A 22,067-nucleotide genomic window follows, 5' to 3' on the forward strand; every position below is an offset into this window, starting at 1 on the left:
CTGGGGCTTGCTACTTGAACAGCCCTTCGTTGCTGACCGATGGTGGTGTTTTCCGGTCAGTGCGTTCGTTATTCAAAATCAATGAGTTAGGTACAGAGTATGGAATGGAGCTGGCGCACCATCATGATCCTGCTTGGTTTGCTGGGGATGGTGGTGATCCTGATCGATGGTTTTCGACGCATGCGCCGAGCACGCGCGGAAGCGTTGCGCCTCGATGTGTCACAAGAATTTCGCTTTCCTGAAGACGGGCACAATCCTGAGCTGCCTGGCGGTGGTGCGCGGGTGGTAGGTGACGAGCCTACAAACTCCAGCGCAGAACCAAGCGATGACTTAATAGATACACCAGAACCTGAAAGGTTGGAGCCAACGCTGACGTTGGACGATGCACCAACGGACAGCGCGGAGGTGAATGACACTGTCGTCGTCAATGAGCGGCCTGAAGATGTGTCGGTGATTCCGCGGGTTAAACCAGTCAACCTCGACGAGCCTGTGCCAGTGTTGATGGACGTTGAAGAGCTGGGGGACGACGTCGACAGTGCGCCTGCAGCACCGTCCGAGCCGACCATGACGGACGCTGTAGCCGTTGAGCGGGGCGCCGATGAGCAAGATTCCAAAGAGCAAACCCACGCTCAGTACCAGCCTAACCCAGAGTTGGAATCTCCCGACTCCATCACCGACCCACACCTAGAACAAGAGGTAGACGCGCTGCCCGAGGCCGATCCGGCACTGGTGCAGCCGGTCAACTTTGCAGCGCCTGACGCCGAGCTGCTGAGCGATCGCCCGGATCCAGAGCTAGTGTTGGTGATCCATGTGCTGGCTCACGATGAGCAAGGTTTCTCTGGGCGTGATGTGCTGTTTTTGTTCAACAGCTGCGATTTGCGCTACGGCGAGAAGAACATTTTCCATCGTTACGAGCAGGCCGATGGCAAGGGTTGCGTGCAGTTTTCGGTGGCGCAAAGCCACGAACCTGGCAGCTTCGTACCACTGGATATGCCACAACAGTCGTATCTGGGCCTGAGCTTTTTCCTCAGCTTGCCCGGCGCACATAAGCCGCTGGAAGCCTACGAAGCGATGTCAGAGATGGCGCAGCTGGTGGCGCGCAAACTCGGTGGAGACATGCTCGATGGCGAGCACAGTACGCTCACGCCGCAGACCATTGAACATGATCGCGCGCAAATTATGGACTTTGAACGCCGCCAGCGCTTACAGCAGCGCAAGCGTGGTTAAGCACTAGCCCCAGCGGCGCGCCTGCGCCGCGTACAAAAGACATTCCATGACAGACACGATACCGGATCACAACCAAGCGCAAGCACGTGTGGCGCAGCTGCACGAGCAGTTGCATCGTTACAATCGCGAATATTATCAACAAGACAATCCGAGTGTGCCGGATGCAGAATACGACCGCTTGCTGCGTGAGTTGCAGCAACTGGAACAGGCCTATCCGGATTTACTCAGCGACGACTCCCCCAGTCAGCGTGTCGGCTCTTTGCCACTCAGTGCCTTTACCCAGGTAGCGCACGAGCAACCCATGTTATCGCTCGATAACGCCATGAATGCGGGCGAGTTTGCCGATTTTTACGCCCGTTTACAGCGCTTAGCCGCTAGTGAGCAAGAGATTGCGTTGGTGTGCGAGCCCAAGCTGGATGGCGCTGCCGTCAGCTTGCTGTATGAGAACGGACGCCTGCTGCGCGCCGCCACCCGTGGTGATGGCAGCACGGGTGAAGACATTACTGCCAATGTGCGCACCATTGGCAATGTGCCTTTGCGCTTGGAGGGCGAAGTGCCGTCTCGCGTTGAGGTGCGCGGCGAAGTCTACATGCCGCTGGCAGGATTCGAACGCTATAACCAGCAGGCGCGTGACAACGGCGGCAAAGTATTTGCCAATCCTCGCAATGCTGCAGCAGGCTCGCTGCGACAGCTGGACTCTCGCGTGACGGCGACCCGGCCGTTGGAGTTCTGTGCCTACGGTGTGGGCGTTGTGAGCGACGATTTTGCCCGCCCGGATACCTTGTTTGAGGTGTTTCAATGCATTCGCCGCTGGGGGCTAAAGGTCAATGACGAACTGACGCTGGCCGACAACCTTGAACAGGCGCAGCAGTTTTATCAGCGTCTGGGCGATAAACGCCATCGCTTGGCGTATGAAATTGATGGCAGTGTGTTTAAGGTCAACGACCTGGCGTTGCAGCAAAAAATGGGCTTTGTCGCTCGCGCTCCGCGCTGGGCCGTGGCTTATAAGTTTCCTGCCGTGGAGCAAATGACTCGGCTGAATGGCGTTGATTTTCAGGTTGGGCGCACCGGTGCCATTACTCCGGTCGCGCGCCTGGAACCCGTGCATGTGGCTGGTGTGATGGTGAGCAACGCCACGTTGCACAATATGGATGAAATCGAACGCTTGGACGCTCGTATAGGCGATACCGTCATCGTGCGCCGAGCTGGCGATGTGATTCCGCAAATTGTGTCGGTGGTGCAGGACATGCGCCCGCAGGACGCTGAAACCATAACCATGCCGTTGGATTGCCCTGTCTGCGCATCCTTGGTGGAGCGGGTACAAGGCGAAGCGGTGGCGCGCTGTACCGGCGGGCTGGTGTGCGCCGCACAGCGTAAAGAGGCCATTAAACACTTCGCATCGCGCAAGGCGCTGGACATCGAAGGGTTGGGCGACAAGCTGATCGAGCAATTGGTCGATGCCGATCTGATCGACTCCGTGGATGACTTATTTCATTTGCAAGAATCGCAGCTGGCGGCATTAGAGCGCATGGGGCCTAAGTCGGCTGCCAATGTTATCGCGGCCATTGATGCTGCGAAAAATACCACACTGCCGCGCTTTCTCTATGCCTTGGGTATTCGTGAAGTGGGCGTGGTGACGGCGCAAAATCTGGCCAACCATTTTGGCTTCTTGCAGCGCATTATGGACGCCGACCAAGACGCCTTGTTGGCGGTCAATGACGTCGGTGACATCGTCGCGGCCCATATCGTTAACTTCTTTCGTGAAGAACATAATCGCGACACCATTGCGCAACTACGCGCAGCGGGAGTGGACTGGCCGGAAGCCGAGCCGCAACGCGATGAAGAAGCGCCCTTGGCCGGGCAGGTGGCGGTGGTGACGGGCACGCTGTCGTCTATGACGCGAGACGAGGCCAAGCAAGCGCTGCAAACGCTGGGGGTAAAAGTCACCGGCAGCGTATCGGCGAAAACAGACTTTCTGGTGGCGGGTGAAAAAGCTGGCAGTAAGTTGGCCAAAGCCCAGTCTTTGCAGGTGGAGGTCTTGGACGAAGCCGCCTTTATGAACCTGCTACAGCAGCACGGAGTGCAGTGATGAGAACTTGGCTGGTACTGCTAATGACGGCGCTACTGGCCGCTTGCTCGACACCGCAGCCGCGCAATATCAACGATGTGTGCGACATTTACGATGAATACTACGACTGGTACAACGCCTCAAAAGAAGTCAAGGAGCGCTACGGCATACCGGAACCTGTGACCATGGCGTTTATTCACCAGGAATCGAAGTTTATCGACGACAGTCGCCCGCCGCGCAAATGGTACTTGTGGATCATCCCAGGCCCTAGGCCTTCATCGGCGTATGGTTATGCCCAGGCACTGGATAGCACGTGGGAAGAGTACCAGCGCTTAACCGGTAACTGGAGCGCCGATCGCGACGACTTTGAAGACGCAGTTGATTTTGTCGGCTGGTATAACCGTCGCACTATTCAGCGCACGGGCATTAAGCCGCACGATGCCTACCGCTTGTATTTGGCCTATCACGAAGGCGCGGGTGGCTATTTGCGCGGCAGCTACAAAAACAAGGGCTGGCTTATCCAGGTGGCGAAGAAAGTTCAGCGCCGCGCCAATGCTTACCAACGCCAATTAAACGCCTGTCGCGAAGACTTGGACGACGGCTGGTTTTGGCGCTCACTGTTCGGCCAATCCGCTGAGGCGCCCATTGCAGCCATCGCGGTCCCTGTCGGCCCAGGCATGTAACCGGGTGTAGTACCGGCGCCCGTGCGCTGGCAGGAGGTCATGCTAAGGTTATAGGGATGTCACTAGGGCTCGGTAAGGTCAATGGAAGGATTGTTACTAGCATCGGCACTGTTGGTGCTGATTGGAGGAGTGGGGTATTGGTGGTTAAACCGCCAGTCGCCGCCATTCGCTTGGTTCTCCGACCAAGATAGTGACAGTCTGTTTTGGCACAGCCCTGACCCTATGCTGGTGGTGAATCAGCGTGGTCACATCGAGCGGGCAAATCTGTCCGCCCATCAAATGCTCGGTTATGCCGTTAATACCCTTGATGGAGAGAGTTTGTCATTGCTGGTGCCGGAAGGTGCTCGGCTGCACCACGACTCCCTGGTGGGGCTGTTTTTCTCTTCATCGGGCCAGCAGCGCATGCGCAATCGCATTCGTGTCTGCCATGCCGATGGGCACAGTGTGTCCGCCGAAATACACTTGGCTTTGGCGCAGTTAAAAGGCAAGCCTTACGCTCTGGCCACCATTCGCGATACCAGCCGCCTAGACGACGGTGAGCGTGAACTGCGCAAATGGGAAAAACGTTACGAACGATTGTTTGAGCAGCGCACCATTGGTCTGGCAATTGTAAGCCTTGGCGGGCATTTTATTGCCGTCAACGACAGCCTCTGCTCGATTCTTTGTCATGCCCGCGAAACCCTGATGACGCTCGGATTTCAGGACATCACCCACCCCGATGATTTACGCCGTGATGTTGAGCAGCTGCGTCAGTTGATCGAAGGCGACGGCAACAGTTACTGCATAGAAAAGCGCTATATGCGTGGTGACGGTCAAGTCATTTGGGCGCAGCTAACGGTCAATCTGGTACGCGATGAACGCGGCAAACCGGACTATTTTATTTCCAATGTCATCGATGTCTCGCAGCGCAAATGGGCGGCACAACTGCTGGAAGAGTCGGAGCAAAAATTTCGCACCATTGCCGAAACCATCGGCTCGGTAGTGTGGATGGCAACGCCGGGCGCCGACACCATTTTGTTTGTTAACAAAGCGTATGAGCGAGTGTGGGGGCGCAGCCGCGAAATTTTGTACGACAACCCACAAGCAATGACCGATGCGGTATTGGAGGAGGATCGCGCGACGTTATTGGCGGCTATCGGCCAGCACCGCCAAGGGGCTTGGGAAGTTCGCTACCGGATTCGCAATGCCGATGGTCACATTCGCTATATACACGACGTCGGCCACGGTATTGAAGGCGAAGATGGTCAGCTCAAGTACCTGATTGGCTTAGCCACCGACGTGACCGAGCAAGTAGAAGCACAGCAGGTGGTCGAGCAGGCGTTGGAGCGCGAGCGCGCTGCCAGTGTGGCGCTGCAGGAGCAGCTGCGCAGAGACTCGCTGACCGGGTGTTTAAATCGCCAGGCGCTGTACGAAGAGCTGGAAGTGCAATGGAATCTCTATCAACGCCATCAAACACCCAGCACCATTTTATTCATCGACCTAAATGACTTTAAGAAAATCAACGACAGCCACGGCCATGTCGCTGGCGATCAGGCGCTGTTGTTATTGTCCGAGCGACTGCGGCAGATTATTCGCGTCAGTGATTCTCTGGCGCGCTTTGCCGGAGATGAGTTTGTGGTGGTGTTACCCCAGACCACGGTGCCGGAGGCGAAAAGCGTGGTAGATAAAATTCGCCGCGAGGTGCTGACGTTTGATACTGCCAGTGGTTGTACCGTGGCGGTGCCGTTTAGCATCGGCTTGGCGTATGTCGGTTATCCCGATGTCACCGGGCCAAATACCTGGATCAGCGTTGCTGATCAGGCCATGTATTTGGACAAAAGCCGCTATCGCAGCTCGTCTGCCGATGACTAGTGATGCTCGTGTCGTGCTAAGGCCAGATGGCAATCAAATCCTCTTGCCCCAATAAATCGGGCAATAGCCAAATCTGTTCAAATTCCCCGCCGTGCACACTGAGTTGCTGCGTTGCCTGCAGCAATTGTGAGCGTTGCCACACAGGGCTGGCGTTGCGAATCACCAGCCATACCCGGTCGGAGTCGTAGTGCTTGCCAGCCTTGCTAGACAGCAATCGCTGCAAAGCATGCACTGGCTGTTGCTGCTCTGACAGGGTGATCAGTTCATGCAAATAGCGCCACAGCGGATCGTCTGCTCGGCGGCCCGAAACCCATTTGGCCTCATCTTGGTGGGCGTACAAATGGGCAATTTCTAGATCCAGTTGCTGGCCTTGCAGAAAGCATGAGACGTCCGGTTTTGCTGGGTCGTTGTGCCAGATATGGCGCATTGGCTGGCCAAACTGCAGCTCGTAGCGGCGCATAAACAGCTTCGCCGCGTCGTGCTCTAACTTGCGCTTTTCGACCTCAGAGCGATTGAGCGCTTGTCCATCCTGGCGGCGATGAATGTCTGAGGTCATCAGCTGGTCACTTGCGGCGCAGCAGCACGCCAGCTTCGGTGTGGTGGGTGTAGGGGAATTGATCAAACAAGGCCGCGCGCTCAATACGGTGAGTGGCGGTCAGAGTTTGCAAGTTGTCGGCCAGTGTCTGCGGGTTACAGGAAATATAAATGATCTGGTCGTAGGCCTGAATCTGGCGCACGGACTCCTCGTCTAGGCCGGCCCGTGGTGGGTCGACCAGCACAGTGCGAAAGTCGTAACTGCCTAGGTCGATGCCTTCTAAGCGCCGGAACTCACGCTCGCCGCGCAGGGCCTGGACGAACTCTTCGCTGGATAAGCGAATGATGTCGAGGTTGTTGACTTGGTTGTCACGAATGTTGGCCTGTGCCGCATGCACCGAGGTTTTGGCGATTTCCGTTGCTAATACGCGCTCAAAGCAATTGGCTAATGCAATGGAGAAATTGCCGTTGCCGCAATACAGCTCCAGCAAATCACCCCCAATGCCCTCGCTACAATCGCGCGCCCAGCTCAGCATGTGCTGATTCATCTCGCCGTTGGGCTGGGTAAATCCGCCCTCGATTTGCCGGTACTGATACGACTGGCCGTCCACCTGCAGTGTTTCGGTCACGTAGTCGCGGCTTAGAACGCGCTTTTGTTTACGCGAGCGGCCAATGACGGCGACGCCCAACTCTTGCTGCAGTTGCTCGGCGTGCTGTTGCCATTCGTCGGTTAGGGCTTTGTGGTAAATCAGGGTGATCAGCGCATCACCGCTCAGGGTGGTTAAAAACTCCACCTGAAATAAACGCTGGCGCAACACGTCGCTTGCGTGGATAGCGTCCAACAACTGCGGCATCAGGCGTTGAATTAATGGCGCAGCGATGGGAAACGAAGTGACTTCGTAGGTGGTGGTTTTGTCGCCCGGGGCGTGCATGGCGTAAAAACAGCGATCGCCATCGTGCCACAAACGAAACTCAGCGCGCAGGCGAAACCCCGCCGGTGAGCTGGCGTGTACCTCTAACTCAGGTGCGGCAAACGGTGCCAGTTGCGCCGCCAATGTGTCGGCTTTGCTGCGCAGCAGCGCCTCGTAGCGCTCGGGTTCAACATTGTGCTGGTAAATCGGGTACATAACGCCACCTTGAAAACGGGCCGCACATTATACGGATTGACGCCAGTATTGCAGCTGTCCTGCAGACTGTGATGCTACAACGGCAATGGGCCTCCGGCTTTGACTTCACGAATCGCGAAACTGCTGTCGATGGTGTTGACGTTAGGCAGCTTTTGCAGCCGTCGCACCCAGGATTCATAGTGACGTAAATCGCGCGCCACCACTTGCAGTAAATAATCAAAAGCGCCGGATACGGTATGACAACTGATCACCTCGGCCATATCTCCCACCGTTTGCTCAAACTGGTCAATGATGGCGTCTTGATGCTGACTCAGACGCACGTGCACAAAGACGGTGATGTCCAGTTGCAGGCGCTCTCGATCCAGCTCGGCGCGGTAGCGTTTGATCCAGCCATCGTGCTGCAGTCGTCGGATACGCCTGGCGCAGGGCGAGGGCGACAGGCCAACACGGTCGGCAATGTCTTGTGCCGTGAGCTGCCCGTCGCGCTGCAAGCAGTTGAGTATTTGTCGATCAATGCGGTCGAGTGATTCCATGTGCTAACCATTGCTTTTTCGTTAGCAAATTATGGCACGATTTGATGTTTTGTGCGGCATGCTTGCCGACAGGCGTCACGCGCTTGCGCGCACAATATTGGCACTTATTTGCTGGATGATGCCAATGTCTGCCACCACTGCTCCCTCCTGGAAGGCCGTAGCGCCGATTGAAAATCACGCCCATCAACGACGCCTCGGCGTAATGGCGGCGCTCGCTACGGTGTTGATCTGGGCCAGTTATTTCATCTCGCTGAGGCTGGGTGCGCTGTCGTCGATGGCGGCGGGGGATTTGGCGCTGTTCCGCTTCGCTGTGCCCGCGATGTTGCTGCTGCCATTGTTTTTACGCCAGCGTCAACGCTTGCTGGCCGTGCCCAGGTTATGGCAGGTGGGTTTGTTGGTCGGCGGTGGTTTACCGTTCTTTTTACTGGGTGCGGTGGCGATGCAATGGTCGCCGGTGGCCCACGGCAGTACCCTGATTCCGGGGGTAGCACCTCTGTTTGTTACCTTTCTGGCGGTGTGGTTGTTTGCGCAGCCGCTGTCTGCCTCCAAGCGTGTGGGCATCGCTGCCATTGCCATCGGTGTGGTGGCGCTGCTGCTGAACAGCTGGTTGCAAGGCAATGCTCAGCTCGCCATGGGGCAAGGGTTATTCTTGCTTGCCAGTTTGCTGTGGGCGGTGTTCACCATTTCTGTTCGCCAAAGCGGCCTGTCGCCGCTGGATGTGGCGGCTTGGGTGTGTGTGCCGAGCGGATGTTTGCTGTTGTTGGTCGCGCTTTTGGAAGCCGCGGTGCACGGACAAACGCCGGCTTTCTTGCACCTTAGCTGGCAGCAGTGGTTGCCGCAGTTGCTGGTGCAGGGCGTACTGGTGGGATTGGGTGCTGGCTACTTGTACGGCTATGCCATTCGCCAGTTAGGAGCAGAGCTGACTTCGGCCATAGGTTCACTAACGCCGGTGGCGGCCACCGTGGCTGCAGCCATGTTTTTGCACGAAACAGTCGAACTGACCACCCTGGCGGGGTTATTCTTCGTCACTTTAGGCGTGGTGTTCGCCAGTGGCCTGATTGCTAAACGGAGATAACGCATGTTTCAACAGTTGGATGCACCAGCCAAAGACCCGATCTTGTCATTGACGGTGGCCTATCGAGAAGACGCTCGTGAAGACAAACTTGACCTCGGGATTGGCGTTTATCGCGACTCCCAGGGCCATACGCCGGTGATGCAAGCCGTGCGCAGTGCAGCACTGACGTTGGCAGACCAGCAAGACAGCAAGGGCTATGTTGGCCTGGCGGGCAACGAGCGCTTTAACGATTTGATGAGCCAGTTTTTGCTGGCCGGCACCTCGGCGTTGGCGCGCAGTGCCACCATTCAAACACCGGGTGCCAGTGGTGCGCTGCGTATGTTGGGTGAGTTGATCGCTTACGCCAAACCCAATGCGACCGTATGGATCAGTCGCCCGAGCTATGTGAATCATCAGCCGGTGATGGAAGCCTGCGGTCTTGAGGTGCGTGAGTACCCGTATTTTGACCCTGACACCAAGCTGGTCAATGAAGCGGCCATGCTGGAAAGCTTGCGCCAGTTGGGCCCGGACGATGTGTTGCTGCTGCACGGCTGTTGCCACAACCCGACCGGTGCTGATATTTCCATGGCGACCTGGCAGGCGATAGCTGACCTGGCCGAGCAACAAGGGTTTGTGCCTTTTGTTGATCTGGCTTATCAGGGGTTTGGCGACAACTTAGACGCAGATGCTGCGGGCCTACGTTTGCTGGCCGAACGCTTGCCTGAAGTGCTGGTGGCGGTGTCCTGCTCGAAGAATTTCGGTTTGTATCGCGAGCGCACCGGCGCTGCCATTGTCATTGGTGCCACTCAAGCCGACGCCCTGCGTGGCAAGGGGCATATGCAACGTATTGCCCGTGCGACTTACACCATGCCGCCCGATCATGGCGCTGCCATCGTTGCCATGATTTTGGAAAATGACGCTTTAAAACAGCAGTGGCTCGACGAACTGCAAGCCATGCAAGCTCGCATTCAGCGCTTGCGCCAGCAGCTGGTGGCGGAGTTTCGCTCCGCCAGCGACAGTCATCGCTTTGACTACTTTGCCGAGCACCGGGGCATGTTCTCCGTGACTGGGCTGAGCGCTGAGCAAACACAGCAGCTGAGCGCTGAGCAGGGTGTTTACGTGGTCGGTGGCGGGCGCGTCAATGTCGCGGGTCTGAGCGAAGATCGCATTGGCAAACTGGTAAGCGCCTTCTTGGCGGTGGGCGCCTAACTGGGAAAGCTCAATACGGAGCATTCGACAGTGCAGCGCAGCCAGCGGTGGCCGCTATGGCGTCGACGATGGCTGCGCTGTTGGCTGTGTTAATAACGGTGTCGATAGCAGTGTCGATTGTAGTATCGATAGAAAAACAGCGAGATTCTGAATGACAATATCCGAGCCCAAATCCGCGGCGTTGAAAGCCAGGGCTTTGTGTTGCCTAGTGCTAACAGCGCTGACGTCAGCACTGTTATTTGGCTGTGGCGGCGGCGGTGGTTCTGACGATGAAACATCGGCTTCCTTGCACTTGCCGCTGTCAGCCGAACAGCGTGAGGCCATACTGACCATTCCTGTGGTGGTGCATGTGATTTATCGTGATGCCGCCACCAATATCAGCGAAGAAAAGATTCGTTCGCAGTTGGCGGCCAGCAATGCTCATTTGCGCGCCCTCAATGTCGACGAATTGAGCACTGTGCCTGCAGCGTATCAGCCGTACATTGCCGATGCTCGCATTCAGCTGCAACTCGCTGAGCTGGACCCAGACGGCAACCCCACTAGTGGCATTACCCGCACAGCGTCGGATCATCCCGTCAATGGCTCGTGTGATTATTGCACCGGCACTGCCAGCCAGTGGGACCCAAAGCGCTACCTCAATGTTTGGGTTGGCGATAACAGCAATCGCCACGGCGACATCGCCTCGTTGGGCACCAGTGTCGGTGGACCTGAATCCAACCCGGATAATTGGGGCTTGAGCATCGAATACCGGGCGTTTGGTTCCCTTCCACCGCTTAGCGACGAATACAGCCAAGGCAAGACGTTGACCCATGAACTGGGGCACTATCTTGGCCTCAAAGGGCACATCGAAGAAGGCGATGGTCATCGCTTGTTCAGTTGCGACGGTTTAACACAAACCAGCTGCAGCAACGCTGAGTTGAGCATGAGCTTTATGCGTACTCGCCAGCCCGATGAGCAATTGAAAATGTTTTCCGTGTCTCAGGTTGACCTGATGCGCATTACCCTGCTGGATGGCTATTTAAAGGGGCTGGCGCGCAGCGAGACTCTATAATGGTCGCTGCACTCCCTGTGTCGGCACGGCGTTTGTCATGTCAGCCAATGTCAATTGCCACAGGCTGAGTAGAGTGCCATCACAAACGTTGTTGGGAGATCAGCATGAGCGACGTATTGCAGGAACTGCTGCAGCTGTTACGGTTGGAGCCGATTGGGGTTCAGCGTTTTCGTGGTCACAGTCAGGATTTAGGGTTTCGCGCCTTGTTTGGCGGTCAGGTGTTAGGGCAAAGCTTGTCTGCGGCCATGCACACCTTGCCCGAGGGCGACTGGTTTCCGCATTCATTGCACGCCTATTTTTTGCGCCCAGGCACGGTCGATGACAGTGTCGAGTTTGAAGTGGATGTGGTGCGCGATGGCCGCAGTTTTGTCACGCGCCAAGTGAAGGCCAGTCAGCACGGCAAGGCCATTTTGACCATGATGTGCTCGTTCCAACATCCGGAAGACGGTTTTGTCCATATGGCGCCCATGCCTGAGGTAGCAGGCCCCGAGGGGATTGCTTCGCAGCTGGAGTTGGCACGTACCTTTCGTGATTATTTTCCCGAAAGAGTGCGCGATATTTACACCGCCGACAAACCCATCGAACAGCGGGTTTTGGATCCGGTGAATATCTTTGCACCGCAAAAAAAAGAGCCGATCAAATACGCGTGGATGCGCGCCGACGATGCTATGGGTGATGATTTTCATGACCATGCACGGGTGCTGGCGTATGCCTCGGACTTTAATCTCATCACCACGGCGTTGCATCCACACGCGGTGTCGGTATCACAAAAAGACATGCGCGTGGCCTCCATCGATCACAGCATCTGGTTTCATCGCCCGTTTCGGATGGACGAGTGGCTACTGTATGCCATTGATAGCCCCAATGCCGGTGGCGCACGCGGTTTTTGTCGTGGTCAGATATTTAATCTGCAAGGCGAGCTGGTGGCGTCGGTGGCGCAGGAAGGTTTGATGCGCCAGGTGGCGCGTGCAAAGGAGAGCTCCTGATGCACGCCGCACGCTCATTGAAATTATTACTGCAATGGCCGGTGTCCGATAAACCACTGGCGCAGGTGTTGGCCTCCAGCAGCATGGGTTTTCGTGTCATGCCGTGGGATTGCGATTTTAATCTGCATTTAACCAATGGCATTTATCCGCGCTGGCTAGACTTAGCCCGCACTCGATTATTTATTGAATTGGGTGCGGCGGGCAGTTTTGTACGCCACGGTTGGCGCTCGGTGTTGGCCAGCCAGACCATCACCTTTATTCGAGAAATCCCGCCATTGGCCAGCGTCACGGTACGCACCCAGGTGTTGCATATCGAAGCCAAGTACTTTTACGTCGAGCATCGCTTCGAGGTGAATGGACGTTTGCACGCCAAAGCACTGGCTCGGGTGGCGATGCTGAAAAAAGGCAAAGTGCAATCTTTGCAGCGTCTGCTGCAGCACATACAGCCGGATTTTTTCATTTCTGATGCGGATATGACGCCGCAGGTGCAGGCAAAAATTGCATTGTTAGAAGCGAAAAAATTGGCCGGTTAATAGACCGGCCAGTTTTTATCTTAAGGTCGCGGTATTTCATTGACCGCGGCCCATCACCATCACACCGATGGTTTTGACCACAATAAATAAATCCATTTTCAGCCACGACCACACATCTCCCAGCGCGAGCGCATAGCGATGGTCAAAGCCGACTTTGGAGCGTACATCGTCAATGCAGGTGTCATAGCCTTGATTGACTTGCGCCAAGCCGGTAATGCCGGGACTGACGCCATAGGTGCGCTCGGCAAAAAATGGAATGGCGGTTTCTAATTTCTGATAAAACCCAGGGCGCTCGGGGCGCGGGCCAATCAGTGACATATCGCCTTTAATAACGTTAATAAATTGCGGCAACTCATCCAGCCGCGTTTTGCGCAGCACCATGCCGACCCGGGTGATGCGAGGGTCACGCTTGCTGGCCCAGGTGGCGCCAGTGCGCTTTTCAGCGTCTTGGATCATGGTGCGAAATTTAATCATATCAAATAGCAATGTACGATCGGGCAAGGCTTTGCCGATGCGAGTTTGGCTAAAAAATACCGGCCCTTTGGATTCGAGTTTGATGGCCAGTGCAATTAAGGGAAACAACGGCAAGGTCAGCAACAGTCCGACGGAGGCAAACACGATATCAAATACGCGTTTGGCTGCCAGGGTGAAAGGGTTGATGGAAAACATATCAGTATTCATAAAAATACTCCGGTTATGGCTGAGGGGTTTGAGTAATGCGGTGCCAGCGGCCGCGCTCCAGCCCCATGGCGTAGCGCAGGCTACCCCACAAGCTGGCAGCATGGCCTGCTACTAAATACGCTAACGCTTTGGTGATGCGGTGGCTGCTCTGGCGGCCAATGCCCCAGACAGCAAGGCTGTACACTAGGATTTGCAGCCCTGCCAGCAGAGCAAACAACCAGGACTCTGGTGCCAGCCACAAACTGCCGATCAGAGCCAACAGCATTAGGTACGGCATCAACACGCGCAGGGCTTTGCCCGAGGCAAAATTAAATGCCAGCCAACCGTGTTTGGGATGCAGCAGTGTTTTCAGCCGCCACAGCTGTTGCAGGTTGCCAGCGCTGATGCGAATGCGGCGATTGAAATCCATTTGCTCATCGCTGGCTTCCATTTCCAGCGCTATCAAGTTGTGTTCTTGCACTGAACGAAAGCCTTGCGCGACGATGCTCATGGGCAAGATAAAGTCGTCGTTGATGGTGTCGCCGGGCAGTGGGGTAAACAGGCGGCGGCGGAATACATAACAAGCACCGTGTGTGCCCAATGTTGAGCCAAGGTTGGCTTCGCACTGTTTGATGTCGCTTTGATAACGCCAGTACAAGGCCTCACCGGCGGAGCCTGCTTGCCATAAACAATAACGGCTGTTCACGACGCCAATGTTGTTATCAGCAAAGCGCTGCGCGGCAATTGTTAAAGCGTCGATGGAGAGCAGCGCCGACACGTCGGTCAGCATGACCAAATCGCTGTAGCAGCGGCTCACGACGTCATTAATCACCGCCACTTTTCCGCGATTGATAAGGAAATTTTTCACTGTGATGTTGGCATCGCGGCAAATGGGCTCCTGTAGAGTTTGCACCGCTATTTGTGCGGTGTTATCGCGACAGCCATCGCAGGCAATGATGATGTGAACCAGCTCGGCTGGGTAATTCAGTGCCGCTAAGTTGCGAATTTTCTCCGCGATCCACTGCTGTTCGTTATAAGCCGGCACCACGATGGTGATGGTGGGCAGGGCATGGGTGTGCGCTGTTACTTCGGCGCTATTTTCGGTGCTATTTTCGGCGCAACTTCGAGCCGTATTTATCCGCGCCAGCTTTTTCAGTAGCAGCGGATACAACGCATGGTGATAGACCACCAAGGCGCCGCTGAGCACCGTGATCACAATAACGACGATATCCATCATCTGACTCCTTCGCCTGACAGCGATTCATAGGCCTTAACCATGTCGCGCACGTCGCCTTGCTCGGTAACGAAGGTGCGTGGCGAGTGGTTGGGGGGGCGGCGCAGCATATGGGCGATGGAGGCGGTTAAAGCCTTGGCATCGCCTTGGGAAATGGTGCTGCCAGTGAATGGGCAAACGGTTTCAGCCGAGCCTCCGACATTGGTGACGATGCTCGGAACGCCGCAGGCCTGTGCTTCTAGTGGCGATAGCGGAAAGCCCTCCTGATAAGACGGCAGGCAAAACAAGTCGATGGCGCGGTAAAAGGTTGGCATCGAATCCAGGTGGCCAAGAAAGTGTACCCGCTCGCTGACACCGGCTTGCTCAGCCTGATCGCGTAAGCGTTGCTCCAGGGAGCCGGACCCTGCTAACACAACATGGATTTTTTCATCCAGTCCGGCCAAGGCTTCAATGAGCAGATGTTGTCCTTTCACCGCTTCGAGGCGCCCGCTGCAGCCGACCAACAGGGCATTGAGGGGCAGATGCAACTTGCGCCGCGCTTCAAATGGGTTGCCAGGAACAAACTGCTCGCTGTCGATACCATTGCGAATGGTCTGCACCGTGCGTGCTGGAAAATACTCTTTCAAACTGCAGGCCACACTGTGAGAGTCAGCCACCAGCGTCGGGCGCAGCAAAGCCAGCAACTGGCCTTGTAACTGGCGACGGCGTGGCTGGCTGAGATGCCAAGCGTCGTGCTCGGTATGAATCAGATGCTGGATACCTGCCAGCCGCGCGGCGGTGCCAGCGTAGATCAGCGGGCCGATATGATGTGTATGGACGGTGAGCGGGCGAATGCGTCGCAGCAGCTGCACCAGTTTGATAATCAACCCCGGTCTGACGCCTGCGGGTTTGTTCAGGAACAGCAAGCGATCGGCGACCGCCTCTAGGCGTGGCCAAGCGGCGATGGCATCTTGTTTATTCCCTTCCAAGCTGATGATCAGGCAATCTGGGTGGCGCGAAAATCTGGCCAGATCCAGCGCCATGGTCTCTATGCCACCGGGGCGCAGGTGTTGAACAATTTGCACTATGGAAGTCACGGGCTGTCTCCTGAAAAGGGCTGTGCATAGGCGGTTGCAGCCCGCGTGCCAATGCCGTGTTTTGGTTTAAAGTTGTTTTATTTCAATGGCTTATGTGATTTCGTGCGAGTGGGGCGGTGAGCGCTCGCAAAGTGTCATTGCAGAATGCAAAGCAAATTCGCGTCCGGCCTTCAGGTTATTGCTGTTTGGCCAACTGCATGATTTGACTGCGCCAGTGACTCAGCGTCCGGTTGGTTATGTGTTTGGCGTCTTTCCAGCTGGTCGGGATCTGCTGTCGCAGTTGTTTAACGAGTGCTGTAGCGTCAGCGGAGGATTGCTGTTGTAGCCACAGGAGCCAGCGCAAATCCTGTATGCCATCGCTCAAATCCAACAGCTGGGCATCGATGTCGGGTGTGTGAGGGCAGACGGTTGCGCTGGGGTACAGCAGCTGCACATCGTCTTCTCGGCCATCGGTGGGATCAAATGGGTCGGCAGTGGGCATGCGCGCATGCCAATGCAGATACCCCGCTGCGCCGCTGCGCCATAAATAGAATCCGCTGGCCAAACGCGTTTGCTCGTGCAGATTGTAAAACCACGCCTCAACACCTTGCTGCTTAACCTGTGCCAGCCGTTTGCGGGTCAACTCATAGCCGGCGTTTAACAATACCGCATCGAAAAATTCCAGCAGCGCGTCGTCTTCTGGATGATTCAGATGACCGGCCAAGCGAATGGCGGGTGATGCCGCTTTGTGCGTTTTTGTGGGAGCGGGTTTGGCTTCCGATGATGATTCAGATGAAGTCTCAGATGGTGCTTCAGATATCGACTCTGACGAAAAGGCGCGCGCGTAGCGATAAATGCGCTGCAGTTGGGTTTTGCTGCCAGGGTTCGAAGGCTCGTCTGCACTGACCCACAAAGGTGGTGTCTGGCCTAAGGCAAGCAGTTGCTGCTGCACCTGTTGCAGTTGCCGTACGGCACCGTCGACACCTGAGCCTGCGATCAGACGCTTGAGCGGCGTATAGGCCAGAACGGGCTGGTGAAACCCAGCATGCTGCGTGCTGGCCAGCTGCTGTGCTATGGCCTGAGTAGCAGCGGCATCGTTGGGCGTTGTTAGCGGTGGTGCCAGCGCGGTTAGCCCTAATTTACGCAGATACGCCATGTCGCATTCTGTGGCCTTGGCTGCGGCCATGGGGTCAAACCAGTCAAAGTGCACTGGGCGCTCCAAATACACCCCTGCGGGACGGTCGGCGGGCGGCAATGCAATGGGCAGCACCTCAATGGTAAATGGCCATGACCGCAGAGTTTGTGAATGTGGCTCAGCGGCGTTGCCAGGACCCAGCAGTTCGCCCCGGTAAAGCCCGGCTGGCGTTTGCGCCGGCACGTCCACCAACAGCTCCAATGTTCGCGGCAATGCAGCAGATGACGCTCCCTCAATGCGGGCACGCAAATAACCGTCGTTAGCGATTAAGCGGGTAGAAGAGAGGGTGCTGCGTTGCAATCGCCATTGCCCCCAGCGCATGTCGGTGGATAAACGCAAATGCTCGCGCACCGGCTCGCGCAAGTGAAAGTCCTGCAGCGGCCAAACGCCCGGTGGCAGCGACCACCGGATACGCACACGACTGTTGGCGGCGGCCAAGTGGTGGCCAAGAGCGTGCTCGGCCTGGCTACCTGGTTTGCTGCTCGGTTGGTTGACCAAATCCGTGTTAGGTAGGGTGTTTGCCTGCGTATTCGACTGGTTGTTGATCTGGTCGTTTGAGTAGCCGCTCGATACTGAAGGCGAAATAGGCCAAGGCTCGATGCTCCAGCTACGTTGCCACCATTGAGCGCGCTGCTGTTCGACCTTAGCCAAAGCGGATTTTGCATGACTGGGCTCGGCCAATATGGCGGCCACAAAACCAGCCTCCGGTTGCTGGCCGTTTAGCTCAATGCGCACCCCGTCGACGACCTTTACCTCAAAGCTCACACGCTGGCGCAGGCGCTGGCCATACAAAGTCCAGCTGTTATCCGTCGGGCTAGGTTCTTTGTGGCTGAGCGCCAAATAGTCGCGCGCAATCCACTCGCTGGCCGTGAGTGAACGCCGATGGACCAACTGGCCATTGGCGTGCACGGTGCGTGTCAGTGGATGCGGCAGATACTCCCACTCGCCGCTGTCACGCAGCCACAGAGTAATGCGCCAGTGCCCTGAGCTGAGCGGCAGCTGTATAGCACGAATGCCGCGAATGCCGTCGATGGTGAGGGCATCGGCAGCTTGTTTGCGGCGGCCACGATCGACGGCTTGCAGCTGTCCACTGAGCCATTGGCTGTGTTCATCCAGTGGCATAAAGCCGGGCCACACGGCGCTATTGCTGGGTCCTAAATCCCAACCTAAGGCGCCTTCGGGTAGAGGCTCTGTGGCCACCAGCGTGACTTCGGTCAGCGCCACGGCATCCGTGTCATGTGCTCTGAAGGCCATTGCATGCATGATGTTGCGCAGTGGTAATGGGCGGCCGGACGGGGTATGCAGGCCAGCAAGGTTTAGGTGCAGTTCAAACTGGCCAGGACCGACGCGGCGTTCAATGTTGGCGCGCTCTGCGTAGCTGGGGTTCAGCTGATCGTCGATGCGGATCACCACGATCTGTTCGCTGCTGCTGCGATTGTGCCCGCGCACCCTGATCTGGCTGCTGAGGTCTAACGGCTGATGGCGCAAATCCAACGTACGCAGGCCACCGCGCATAGCCTCGATCGTTGCCCGCGCCGAGCTGATCAGCGTCGGCTGCAGCGCAGCGTGTGACCCGCTGACAAACGCTGTGGCTGTGAGAGCCAGAACCAGGGTCAGAACCAGGATCAGAACCAGAGCCAATAGAGTCAGAGCTGCTACCACCAAAGGGCGTGCCGCCGCTCTGGACCGCCGCCAGCTGCGCCAGTGCTGTTTCATCCGTGCGAGCCACTCGAGGCGATGATGTCTCCGTCTTCGTCGAATACCAGCCCAAACTCCTCTGGTTGCTGGGTCATGGGTGGAATGCGACTCAACACTGGAATGCCCGCTAGCGTCATCACCTGATCTTTGCGCCGAATGGTGCTGTCGGTCAGCTCCATCACTAAGGCCAAGCCGGAGCCGAGGAAAATGCCGCCGATCACGCCGGCGATGGCGTACATCCACAACGGCAGGTTGGACGGTGCGGTGGGCGTGAAGGGGCGGTCGATGACTTTGACGCGCTTCTCTTGTTCAAAAATGCCTAATGAGCCGGTTATGCGCGCCATTTCATGGCGTTGCAGCAGGTCTTCGTACAGTTCCAGTTTTACTTTTTGATCGCGCTCCAGGCGTTTGAGTTGGCGCTCGTGATCGCCAAAGCCAGACGTTTTCACCTCCAGCTCAGCAATCATACGTTTTAAGCTGGCGGTTTCTTCCATCAGGCCGTCGACCTTATTGCGCGCCAGTTGCAATTGCTCCAATTGCGAAATCAGCAGCGGTTGTGCGCCGCCGTTATCGTCTTGCATCACGGTACTGCTGGCGATGTCCCACAGTTTGTCGGAATCGACCGTCAGCTCGGTGTCGGCCAGTATTTTCTGACGCTCCTGCTGCAAACGCTTGAGATTGCGTAGCGCGCCCTGAATCAAGCTGTGGTTGTCGGTGTAACGCGCCCGCAGCAGCGCCAGTTCGCCGCGAATCACCACGATGTGCTCTTCGATACGGCCCACCACTGGGTTGGTTTTGGACAGTTGTTGATCCAATCCGCCCAGGCTTTTTTGCGCACCAGCCATTTCCGCTTGTTTCTCGGCCAGCCGCTGCTTGAGTTGTGCTAGGCGCGTGAACTGCGCCATTTGCAGCTCCGGCAGCTCATCGGCGTGTTTGTCTTTGAACTCCGCCAGCGCCTGATCGGCGGCTTCCAGTTCCTGGCGGCGTTGCTTCAAATGTTCGGACAGGAAGTAGCTAGAGTCCTGCATCGATGACCGCTCGGGTGCCAACAGCTGCTCTACAAAATGTTTGCTGACAGCCTCCAGCGTTTCTTTCACCCCATCAGCCTGGCGGGCACGGTAGTCGATACGAATGAGGTCTTTGCCCATCATTTCCACCGACAGCGAGGACGACAGCTCGGAAATGACCTCATCGTGGCGCTCTGGTGAGCTGTCGTCTTCGATCAGCCCACGCTCCTTTGCCACCAACCCCAAAATATGGCGGCTGTGGAGCAAGGTGGTGAGGGCACCAATGCGCTCTTTAAGCATGGCCGACACGGCCAAGTCCTTCAAAAACGGATTCATTTTGGCCGTTTCCTGAATCAACATGCTGGTATGAGAGGCGTACTTTTTCGGTGTGATGTAACCCACCGCGCTGCCAAGAAATGGCAGAATCAGTATCGGCAATACGATCAGATAGCGCCGTCTCCAGGCGCCGTCTAACAATAAATACACGCGGTAGGTGAGACTTTTCATAGCGACTCCAGCCACTGTTCGAGTTGATCGGCCCGACGGTCCCAGTCGTGTTGCGAAGCCAGCTGCTGCTGGCTATCCAGTGTTGTTGTGCTGGCGGCGCGTTGCAGTGCGGCGACCATATCATCGACGCCGTCGACAACGCTGACTGCCCCAGGGTAGGCACTCAGTGCAGGAAAGCGCGTGCTGACAATGGGCCGACCAGCCGCCATGTACTCCAGCAGTTTTAATGGGTTGCAGGCACGGATTTGCGCGTTATCCCGAAATGGCAATAGCGACGCCTGCCAATGCTGGCTGTAACTGGGCAGCTCGCCATGTGGCCGCGGACCCAAAAAGGTGACGTTCTCTAGCCGCTGCAGCGCACTGATATCCACCACGGGTTGTCCGACAAACACAAAGTGCCAATGTGGCAGGGCGCTGGCGGTTTGCTGCAACAGCTCGATGTCGATCCATTGCGACAGGCTGCCATAAAAACCGGCGATCGGACGGCCATCGTTCGGCAGGTCTGGCGCTCTGGGCGCAGGACTGGCGAAACTGTGATAGTCGACGCCGTGCGGCAACAGCTGGGTACGAGCCGACGGGAAGCGCGCTGCCAGGTTCTCGCTGGCCGCCAGAATCAAATCGGCGCGTTGCACCAGCTCCTGTTCACGTTGGCTGACGGTGTCATGGTCAACGCCGGCCAGGGCGTTGAAGTCGTCGCCGCAGTAGTACACCAATGCTGATTCTCCCAAACAGCCGGCCATATCGACCGCCGTTGGCAGGGAGGTCCACAGAATCGGACGGTGCAGCCGTTCTTGGTGCAACACCGGCGCCAACTGGCGTTGCAGTAACTCGCGCGCCAGGCGCCGCTCTAGGGCACTGCGCGGTGCTGGCAGGGTGCGAGGATGCACAATTCGCGGTGTGCTCTCTGGCTGTGGCTGATTTGGGTTAGGTGAGCGTCGTGCTGTTAGTTTGCAAAACGCGCGTTTGATGTCGCGCCAGTGCAGCTGCGGGCGCCTTAGGCCGATGGAGTTTACCCACACGACCTTGCGCTGGTGCTGCAATCGGCGGATCAGGTGCTGGGTGCTGGATGGCAATCCTCCCCAGTCTTCGCCGAATACGATCAGATCACGAGTCATGCTGCTTTCCTCGCCGACGCTGCAGTGCTGTTCAGCACCTTGATCACCTTGGCGGGAATGCCTGCGGCCAATACGCCTGGCGGTAAGTCGTGGGTCACCACGCTGCCAGCGGCGACGACTGTGCCGCGGCCGATGGTGACTCCTGCCATCACCGACACACCGGTGGCCAGCCACACATCGGGCTCCAGCACAATGTCACCGACTTGGTGATCGTGCTCAGCCATGCCAGCGGCGCGCTCCTCGGCGTCCAATGGATGGCCGGGGTAGCCTGCTAATAAGGCGCGACCGGCAATGCGCACGTTGTCGCCAATCAATACCCGGCTGCCAACGGCAATGGTGGTCATCCAACCGATGTCGACGTTGTTGCCCACCACCAAGGTGGGTGTGCTCGGTGCACAGGTGCGCCCGGAGAAGGTACTGTGCGCTGAGATACGGCAGTCGCGACCGACGCACAGGTCGAGCGGACCACTTTGGTAAGGCAGGCCTCCGTAGAGATACAGGTTGCTGCCGCAGCGGCTCAGTTGGCTTTTGAATAGCGGCGTCCACCAGACGATGCGCAAGGTGGCACCGAGCAGCTGGCTCACTGCCATGTACACCCCGTGCAGTAAACGAAACAGCAGTTTCGGTGCTGGCAACTCGGGGTTACGAATGCGCTTGGCGAGCGCAAACAGCGAGCGAGCCAATGGATGTGGGCTGGTTTTCAACCACTGGCGAATGTTAGCGATGCTGAACTGAGTCAT

The 22,067-nt window shown here is 56.9% G+C and carries 19 protein-coding genes; 9 read left to right on the forward strand and 10 right to left on the reverse strand.

Features of this window, described 5'->3' with window-relative positions; all coding sequences use genetic code 11:
- Positions 1 to 99 precede the first annotated feature (99 nt).
- From CHH28_RS13550 to CHH28_RS13565, 4 genes are all read left to right on the forward strand, one after another.
- Entirely contained in the window at positions 100 to 1,227 is a 1,128-nt protein-coding gene (locus tag CHH28_RS13550) for a cell division protein ZipA C-terminal FtsZ-binding domain-containing protein (protein WP_094060810.1), read from the forward strand.
- Positions 1,228 to 1,273: 46 nt separating this feature from the next.
- A complete protein-coding gene (ligA, locus tag CHH28_RS13555; protein ID WP_094060811.1) occupies positions 1,274 to 3,316 on the forward strand; it encodes an NAD-dependent DNA ligase LigA in 2,043 nt (680 codons plus the stop codon).
- Positions 3,316 to 3,978: a transglycosylase SLT domain-containing protein gene (locus tag CHH28_RS13560; RefSeq protein WP_094060812.1), complete on the forward strand. Its 663-nt coding sequence runs from the start codon at positions 3,316 to 3,318 to the stop codon at positions 3,976 to 3,978. Before ligA ends, CHH28_RS13560 begins: the two co-directional genes overlap by 1 nt.
- A gap of 81 nt (positions 3,979 to 4,059) precedes the next feature.
- Complete coding sequence (locus CHH28_RS13565) at positions 4,060 to 5,829, forward strand: PAS domain S-box protein (RefSeq protein WP_094060813.1); 1,770 nt, start codon at positions 4,060 to 4,062, stop codon at positions 5,827 to 5,829.
- A gap of 16 nt (positions 5,830 to 5,845) precedes the next feature.
- Here the strand turns inward: CHH28_RS13565 and CHH28_RS13570 are convergent, their stop codons facing one another.
- From CHH28_RS13570 to CHH28_RS13580, 3 genes are all read right to left on the reverse strand, one after another.
- Positions 5,846 to 6,385, reverse strand: a complete 540-nt coding sequence (locus CHH28_RS13570; RefSeq protein ID WP_094060814.1) for a hypothetical protein — start codon at positions 6,383 to 6,385, stop codon at positions 5,846 to 5,848.
- Positions 6,386 to 6,392: 7 nt separating this feature from the next.
- Positions 6,393 to 7,490: a tRNA (uridine(54)-C5)-methyltransferase TrmA gene (gene trmA / locus CHH28_RS13575; protein ID WP_094060815.1), complete on the reverse strand. Its 1,098-nt coding sequence runs from the start codon at positions 7,488 to 7,490 to the stop codon at positions 6,393 to 6,395.
- Between the two features lie 74 nt (positions 7,491 to 7,564).
- The gene (locus tag CHH28_RS13580; RefSeq protein ID WP_094060816.1) at positions 7,565 to 8,023 is read right to left on the reverse strand and encodes an Lrp/AsnC family transcriptional regulator; all 459 of its coding nucleotides are present in this window, start codon (positions 8,021 to 8,023) and stop codon (positions 7,565 to 7,567) included.
- Positions 8,024 to 8,147: 124 nt separating this feature from the next.
- Here CHH28_RS13580 and CHH28_RS13585 point away from each other — a divergent pair, with 124 nt between their 5' ends.
- The 5 genes from CHH28_RS13585 (at position 8,148) to CHH28_RS13605 (ending at position 12,856) form a co-directional block, all read left to right on the forward strand.
- Positions 8,148 to 9,098, forward strand: coding sequence for a DMT family transporter (locus CHH28_RS13585; protein WP_199243904.1), 951 nt, complete (start codon positions 8,148 to 8,150; stop codon positions 9,096 to 9,098).
- Positions 9,099 to 9,101: 3 nt separating this feature from the next.
- Positions 9,102 to 10,286, forward strand: a complete 1,185-nt coding sequence (locus tag CHH28_RS13590) for an aromatic amino acid transaminase (protein WP_094060817.1) — start codon at positions 9,102 to 9,104, stop codon at positions 10,284 to 10,286.
- A gap of 151 nt (positions 10,287 to 10,437) precedes the next feature.
- The gene (locus tag CHH28_RS13595) at positions 10,438 to 11,337 is read left to right on the forward strand and encodes a M43 family zinc metalloprotease (protein ID WP_094060818.1); all 900 of its coding nucleotides are present in this window, start codon (positions 10,438 to 10,440) and stop codon (positions 11,335 to 11,337) included.
- Positions 11,338 to 11,441: 104 nt separating this feature from the next.
- A complete protein-coding gene (locus CHH28_RS13600; RefSeq protein ID WP_094060819.1) occupies positions 11,442 to 12,323 on the forward strand; it encodes an acyl-CoA thioesterase in 882 nt (293 codons plus the stop codon).
- Positions 12,323 to 12,856, forward strand: a complete 534-nt coding sequence (locus tag CHH28_RS13605; RefSeq protein WP_094060820.1) for an acyl-CoA thioesterase — start codon at positions 12,323 to 12,325, stop codon at positions 12,854 to 12,856. Before CHH28_RS13600 ends, CHH28_RS13605 begins: the two co-directional genes overlap by 1 nt.
- A 36-nt stretch (positions 12,857 to 12,892) precedes the next feature.
- Here CHH28_RS13605 and CHH28_RS13610 read toward each other — a convergent pair whose 3' ends face one another.
- From CHH28_RS13610 to CHH28_RS13640, 7 genes are all read right to left on the reverse strand, one after another.
- Positions 12,893 to 13,537, reverse strand: a complete 645-nt coding sequence (locus tag CHH28_RS13610) for a sugar transferase (RefSeq protein WP_233243625.1) — start codon at positions 13,535 to 13,537, stop codon at positions 12,893 to 12,895.
- 13 nt (positions 13,538 to 13,550) lie between these two features.
- Positions 13,551 to 14,750, reverse strand: a complete 1,200-nt coding sequence (locus tag CHH28_RS13615; protein ID WP_199243905.1) for a glycosyltransferase family 2 protein — start codon at positions 14,748 to 14,750, stop codon at positions 13,551 to 13,553.
- Positions 14,750 to 15,826, reverse strand: coding sequence for a glycosyltransferase (locus CHH28_RS13620; protein ID WP_094060822.1), 1,077 nt, complete (start codon positions 15,824 to 15,826; stop codon positions 14,750 to 14,752). Before CHH28_RS13620 ends, CHH28_RS13615 begins: the two co-directional genes overlap by 1 nt.
- Before the next feature lie 175 nt (positions 15,827 to 16,001).
- Positions 16,002 to 18,515: a hypothetical protein gene (locus CHH28_RS13625; protein ID WP_157729918.1), complete on the reverse strand. Its 2,514-nt coding sequence runs from the start codon at positions 18,513 to 18,515 to the stop codon at positions 16,002 to 16,004.
- 197 nt (positions 18,516 to 18,712) lie between these two features.
- Positions 18,713 to 20,212 (reverse strand): GumC family protein, encoded by a 1,500-nt coding sequence (locus tag CHH28_RS13630; protein WP_094060824.1) that lies wholly within the window; start codon positions 20,210 to 20,212, stop codon positions 18,713 to 18,715.
- Positions 20,209 to 21,327 carry a glycosyltransferase gene (locus CHH28_RS13635; protein WP_094060825.1) on the reverse strand — a complete coding sequence of 373 codons (1,119 nt, stop codon included), beginning with the start codon at positions 21,325 to 21,327 and terminating at the stop codon, positions 20,209 to 20,211. Before CHH28_RS13635 ends, CHH28_RS13630 begins: the two co-directional genes overlap by 4 nt.
- Positions 21,324 to 22,067, reverse strand: coding sequence for an acyltransferase (locus CHH28_RS13640; RefSeq protein WP_094060826.1), 744 nt, complete (start codon positions 22,065 to 22,067; stop codon positions 21,324 to 21,326). The genes CHH28_RS13635 and CHH28_RS13640 overlap by 4 nt, the downstream gene beginning before the upstream one ends.

This window comes from Bacterioplanes sanyensis (genome assembly GCF_002237535.1).
GTDB classification, from domain to species: Bacteria; Pseudomonadota; Gammaproteobacteria; order Pseudomonadales; family Oceanobacteraceae; genus Bacterioplanes; species Bacterioplanes sanyensis_A.